Origin of the sequence: Mesorhizobium sp. M7A.F.Ca.US.014.04.1.1 (assembly GCF_003998745.1) — a bacterium.
GTDB lineage: Bacteria > Pseudomonadota > Alphaproteobacteria > Rhizobiales > Rhizobiaceae > Mesorhizobium > Mesorhizobium ciceri.
This window is the reverse complement of the sequence record NZ_RZRW01000347.1, coordinates 1-6,230: the sequence shown is the minus strand read 5'-3', so window position 1 is coordinate 6,230 and position 6,230 is coordinate 1. Positions and strand designations below refer to the sequence as shown.

Annotated in this window: 4 protein-coding genes; 2 read left to right on the top strand and 2 right to left on the bottom strand. The window is 63.0% G+C overall.

Annotated features, from left to right (window positions below; all coding sequences use genetic code 11):
* Positions 1-1,896, bottom strand: a 1,896-nt coding sequence (locus tag EOA22_RS21490) for a ComEC/Rec2 family competence protein (RefSeq protein ID WP_164755711.1), incomplete at its 3' end; no start/stop codon positions are given.
* Between the two features lie 102 nt (positions 1,897-1,998).
* On the opposite strand from EOA22_RS21490, the gene gltX reads away from it, so the two are divergent.
* Both gltX and gltA read left to right on the top strand, forming a co-directional pair.
* Positions 1,999-3,423, top strand: a complete 1,425-nt coding sequence (gltX, locus tag EOA22_RS21485) for a glutamate--tRNA ligase (RefSeq protein WP_063170234.1) — start codon at positions 1,999-2,001, stop codon at positions 3,421-3,423.
* Between the two features lie 184 nt (positions 3,424-3,607).
* Positions 3,608-4,933, top strand: a complete 1,326-nt coding sequence (gltA, locus tag EOA22_RS21480; RefSeq protein WP_013531749.1) for a citrate synthase — start codon at positions 3,608-3,610, stop codon at positions 4,931-4,933.
* Between the two features lie 69 nt (positions 4,934-5,002).
* On the opposite strand, the gene lpxB is transcribed toward gltA, so the two are convergent.
* Entirely contained in the window at positions 5,003-6,181 is a 1,179-nt protein-coding gene (gene lpxB / locus EOA22_RS21475; RefSeq protein WP_063167972.1) for a lipid-A-disaccharide synthase, read from the bottom strand.
* Positions 6,182-6,230 lie beyond the last annotated feature (49 nt).

Here is a 6,230-nt window from a genome sequence, read left to right as displayed (position 1 = left end):
CGAGATCAGCACATCGGGCGGGCGCCTAGCGGAGACGGTCAGCAAGCCTGCCAACGCGAATGGCAGAGCCGCGAGCCGCAGCCATGTCGTCGCCATCGTCGCGATGACCAGGGCAATGGCCACCAGCAGGACCGACTGTTGCGAAATCAGCCCGACCCCATCGACAGGCGAACGCTCGGAGATCCAGCCCGATATGGCGATCATCATCGTCAGGCCCTTGCCCATCAGGTAGAGACCTGGCCAATCCAATCCGAAAGGCATCAGCAGCGCGCTGGCGACGGCCAGGAACATGACGACGGTGACGATCGGCATAACCGCGAGATTGGCGAACAGGCTGAGCGGCGACACACGCTGAAAATGCCAGATGGCAAACAGCGTCGTGGCGCTGCCGGCGATGATCGAGGTCATGGCCAGACCGATTGCCGCCAGCAGGAATTTTCGTGTCAGGAACCCGGGCAAGGATCGCTTCGGCGGCGGCGTTCTTGCTTTTCCCGCGCGGTGATCCGCCCAGCCGGCATAGGCGCCGACCAGAGCCGCGGTCGCGGCGAACGACATCTGAAAACTCGGGCCGACCACCTCATGCGGCGACACCACGATGACGGCGATCGCCGAGATCGCCAGATTGCGCATGGTGAGTGCTGCTCGATCGAACAGAACTGCAATCAGCATCACTGCCAGCATGATGAAGCTGCGTTCGGCGGCGACGACGATACCTGAGATGACGAGGTAGGCTGCGATCGAGAACAGTGCGGCGGCAGCGGCATACTTCTTGACCGGGCGACGCGCGGAAAAATCGGGAAACAAGGCGAAGGCGCCGCGCAGCAACCCCATGATGGTGCCGGCGACCAGAGCCATATGCAGTCCCGAAATGGAGATGATGTGGTAGATGCCGGTACGTCGCATCGCCTCATTGATGTCGTCGGGAATGCCGGCGCGCACGCCGACGATCAGCGCCGCGGCGATCTCGCCTTCGGCGCCGCCGACGCTCGCCCTGATATGGTCGGCGATGCCTTCACGGGCATTTTCCACGCTGGAGGAAATTCGGGCCGACAGCGGCATGTCGCCATCATCGCTGACGACAAGCTTGGGATTGCCGAGAAAGAACCCGCTGCCGCCAATGCCGGCAAAATAGCTGTCGAAGGAGAAATCATAGCTGTCCGGTCGCACCGGCCCGGTCGGCGGCAAAAGCTTGGCATATCCAGTGATGAGAGAGCCTGCGGTCACGTCAGCCGGGATCTTGCGTGCCGAAAGCCGTACCCGTTCCGGCGCATAGCGCAGTTTCGGTCTTGCGGTCGATGTTACGTCGATGGTCAGCCGGATACGGCCAGTTTCCATACGGTCGAGCGAGACGACGCGGCCGGTCACCTGCGTCGAGATTTCCGAGCCCAACATTTGTGTGCCCGCACGCCACGTCTCGACCTTGGCAGCAAGCAGCCCTAGGGCGCACAAAAGTGCCGCCATGAAACACAGATGGGTCTTTGGCCATGAGCGCGAGACCAGCGCACAGATCCCCGTCAGGATGACAACCGCGACAGGTCTCGCAAAGTCGGGTTCAGCCGTCAGCGAAAAATAGCCGATCGCTCCGATCGCAAGGCAGACCGGTACCAGCAGGAAGGCCACGCCCCGGTCGAGTTCCAGGCTCGCCGCCATGTTCACGCTGTGGCGCAGGCGTGGCAGTGATATCAGGCCGATCTGCCGGCGCACGCGCACGATCCTGCCGGTTCCGGCAACAGGAACAGAGGCGGCGATACCCGTTTGCAAGGGCAGCTTGCCGGAATCCGGCACGAGGGGCGACGGCGGCGGCAATGAGGCTGGCAGAGGCGCAAACAGGGACCGTTCGCTGACGCCAATGGCAGCGTCCTCGCCCTGATCCGAGCCCCAGCCTCGTCCAGCCATCGGGTCTGCCCCTTGCGCCCTCGACACCCTATGCTACATGAACGCGCAAAGCGCGAAAGTCCGCGCGACCGCACCCCGCTTCAGATGGTTTCCGAGAGTTCCATGTCCGACAAGGTCGTCACCCGTTTTGCCCCCTCGCCCACCGGCTATTTGCACATAGGCGGCGCGCGCACGGCGCTGTTCAACTGGCTGTATGCAAAGCACACCGGCGGCACGATGCTGCTGCGCATCGAGGACACCGATCGCGAACGCTCCAATGAAGCCGCGACGGCTGCCATCCTCGACGGGCTTTCCTGGCTTGGCCTGAGCTGGGACGGCGAGCCGGTGTCGCAGTTCGAGCGTGCGCCCCGCCACCGCGAGGTGGCCGAGGAGCTCGTGCGCATCGGCAAGGCCTATTATTGCTACGCCACGCCAGCCGAACTGGAGGCCATGCGCGAGGCCGCCAGAGCCAAGGGGCTGCCACCCCGCTACGATGGCCGCTGGCGCGACCGCGACCCCTCAGAGGCACCCGCAGGTGCCAAGGGCGCCATCCGCATCAAGGCGCCGACCGAAGGCGAGACCGTCGTCCATGACCGGGTCCAGGGCGACGTGCGCTTTCCTAACAAGGATCTCGATGACTTCATCATCCTGCGTTCCGACGGCAATCCCACTTACATGCATGCCGTCGTCGTCGACGATCATGACATGGCCGTCACCCACATCATCCGCGGCGACGACCATCTGACCAACGCCGCCCGCCAGACCGTCATCTACAACGCCATGGGCTGGGACGTGCCGTCCATGTCGCATATCCCGCTGATCCACGGCGCCGATGGCGCCAAGCTATCGAAGCGGCACGGCGCGCTTGGCGTCGAGGCTTATCGCGCCATGGGCTACCTGCCGGAGGCGCTGCTCAACTACCTGGCGCGTCTCGGCTGGAGCCATGGCGACGACGAGATCATGTCGATCAAGGACATGATTTCCTGGTTCGACATCGGCGACGTCAACAAGGGCGCGGCGCGCTTCGACTTCGCCAAGCTGGAGGCAATCAACGGCGCACATATGCGTCGCATGAGCGATGCCGAACTGTTCGACATCTTCATCGCCACCCTGCCCTACCTCGAAGGTGGCCCGGCGATCGCCGCACGCCTGAACGACAGCACCAAGGCGCAGTTGCTGGCAGCGCTTCCGGGCCTGAAGGAGCGCGCCAAGACGCTGGTGGAGCTCGTCGACGGCGCGGCCTTCCTGTTTGCCACGCGACCGCTGCCGATCGACGACAAGGCGGCCCTTCTGCTCACCGACGATGCCCGCAAGATCCTGCGCAGTGCTCACGAAGCTTTGAACGGGCTTGCGGGTGACTGGACAGCCGTCTCGGCGGAGGCGGCGATCCGCGAGGTGGCGGCGGCCGGCAGCCACAAGCTCGGCGCGGTGGCCCAGCCTTTGCGCGCCGCTTTGACCGGCAAAAGCACCTCGCCGGGCGTGTTCGATGTGCTCGCCGTGCTCGGCCGCGAGGAAAGCCTGGCGCGCATCTCAGATCAAATCGATTAGGAGCAAACTGGCCCAAGAAGATTGGCATTGAAAGGCGGGTTTCGCAGTGCAACATTAGGCCTTGGCCCAATCTGGCACGCACCTCCTGAAATGCGGTGGCGAATACGCGCATTGCGGTGATTTTCGACGTGTCGCTCTGCGAAATTTGCCTTTGCCGGCATGAGGAAACAAGAAGGAGTTTGCAATGACCGAAGCTGCGAAAAAACTGGATTTGGGCAAGACCCAAGAGGCCACCGCAACGCTTGAATTCGCCGGCAAGACCCATGAATTCAAGGTGCGAAGCGGTTCGGTCGGGCCTGATGTGATCGACATCGCCTCGCTCTACTCAACCACCGGCGCTTTCACCTACGATCCCGGCTTCACCTCGACGGCAAGCTGCGAGTCCGAAATCACCTTCATCGACGGCGACGCCGGCATCCTGTTGCACCGCGGCTATCCGATCGACCAGTTGGCCGAACATGGCGACTTCCTCGAGGTCTGCTATCTCCTGCTCTACGGTGAATTGCCGACCAAGGCGCAGAAGGACGATTTCGATTACCGCGTGACGCGCCACACCATGGTGCATGAGCAGATGTCGCGCTTTTTCACCGGCTTCCGCCGCGACGCGCATCCGATGGCGGTGATGTGCGGCGTGGTCGGCGCGCTGTCGGCCTTTTATCACGACTCCACCGACATTTCCGACCCCTACCAGCGCATGGTTGCCTCCATGCGGCTGATCGCCAAGATGCCGACGATCGCGGCGATGGCCTACAAATACCACATCGGCCAGCCCTTCATTTACCCGAAGAACGAGCTGAACTTTGCCGCCAACTTCCTGCATATGTGCTTTGCCGTGCCTTGCGAGGAATACAAGATCAATCCGGTGCTGGCGCGCGCCATGGAACGCATCTTCATCCTGCACGCCGACCACGAGCAGAATGCCTCGACCTCGACCGTTCGCCTCGCCGGCTCGTCGGGCGCCAACCCGTTTGCGTGCATCGCCGCCGGCATAGCCTGCCTGTGGGGACCCGCGCATGGCGGCGCCAATGAAGCGGCGCTCAACATGCTTGGCGAGATCGGCCATGTCGATCACATCCCGGAATTCATCGCCCGCGCCAAGGACAAGGACGACCCGTTCCGCTTGATGGGCTTCGGCCACCGCGTCTACAAGAACTACGATCCGCGCGCCAAGATCATGCAGAAGACGGCACATGAGGTTCTGGGCGAGCTCGGCATCAAGGACGATCCGCTGCTCGACATCGCCATGGAGCTGGAAAAGATCGCGCTGACCGATTCCTATTTCATCGAGAAGAAGCTCTACCCGAATGTCGACTTCTATTCCGGCATTACGCTGAAGGCGCTGGGCTTCCCCACCACGATGTTCACCGTGCTGTTCGCGGTCGCCCGCACCGTCGGCTGGATCGCCCAGTGGAAAGAGATGATCGAGGATCCGCGCCAGAAGATTGGCCGCCCGCGCCAGCTCTATACCGGTGCACCGGAGCGGGATTACGTGCCGATCGCCAAGCGGTGAATTAGGAAATAGTGAGTAGTGAGTAGTGAGTAGTGAGTAGTGAGTAGTGAAGTCGACCATTTCTACTGATTACTGACTACTCACTCTCTTGACATACCGCATCACCACCTGCGCGGCGATCTCGCCGGACGGTCTGCCCGTAGCCATGCGCCGCCTGATCTCTGCAAATCCATCCTTCTGCCAGGCACGCATGCCGCTGTCGGCGAACAGTGCCTCCAATTGCCGGGCAAGATTGTTCGGCTTGATATAGCCGTCGTAGAATTCGGGAATAAGCGCTCGATCCGATATCAGATTGGGCAGCAGCGCCGACCAGACGGAAACGAGGTACGGCGCCAAGATGCGCGCGACCGGGTCGAGCCTGTAGCAGGAAATCATCGGCACGCCGGCCAGCGCCAGTTCCAGCGATACCGTCCCGGACGCGATCAGCGCCGCATCGGCCCTGCCGAAAGCCTGCCATTTGCGCTGGGGCTCGACGATGATCTCAGGCTTTTCATCCCAGCGGTTGACGGAAGATTTGACGAGGTCGGCGACATGCGGGACGGTCGGCAGCAGCAGCCGCAAGCGGTGGCCGCGCGCGCGCAGGATCGACACCGTCTCGCCGAACGGGTCGAGCAGCCGCCGTACCTCGCCACGCCGCGAACCGGGCAGGACGAGCAAGGTTTTGACCCGATCAGGAGAAAGGTCGCGCGGCAACTCCTGCGCCTTGGCTGCAGCGAGCAAGCCCGCATCGTGCGTCAGGCGATGCCCAACATAGGTGCCCGATGGCCCGCCGAGCCGCTCCAACTCCTTAACCTCGAAAGGCAGGATGCAGAGGATGTGGTCGACATAGGGCTTCATCGCGACCGCCCTGCCCGGCCGCCACGCCCACACGCTCGGGCAGACATAGTGGATGATCGGAATCGACGGGTTGGCCGCACGCACCTTTTTGGCGACGCGCAACGAAAAGTCCGGACTGTCAATGGTGACGAGGCAATCCGGCTTTTCGTCGGCAACGGTCTTGGCCAGTTGGCTGATCCGCCGCATCAGGCGCGGAAGGTCGCGCAGGACGGCACTGAACCCCATGAGGGCGATCTCACCGGCATCGAATGGCGAGACCAGTCCCAGCGTCTGCAAATGACGGCCGCCGAGGCCGACGAGTTGCACCTCGCGCCCGGCCGCCTGCCTGAGCGAGCGTACTATGTCGGCGCCGAGCAGGTCGCCGGACTCCTCGCCGGCAACAATCGCGATCTTCAATGCCCTGTCAGCCACTGTGCGGCTCCGTCGTGGCAGGCAGGCCAATGACGAACAGGCCGAGTGC

Bases quoted from the DNA above. Each gene is read 5' to 3' on its own strand.
- gltX (WP_063170234.1), top strand. From the start codon at position 1,999: ATGTCCGACAAGGTCGTCACCCGTTTTGCCCCCTCGCCCACCGGCTAT.
- gltA (WP_013531749.1), top strand. From the start codon at position 3,608: ATGACCGAAGCTGCGAAAAAACTGGATTTGGGCAAGACCCAAGAGGCC.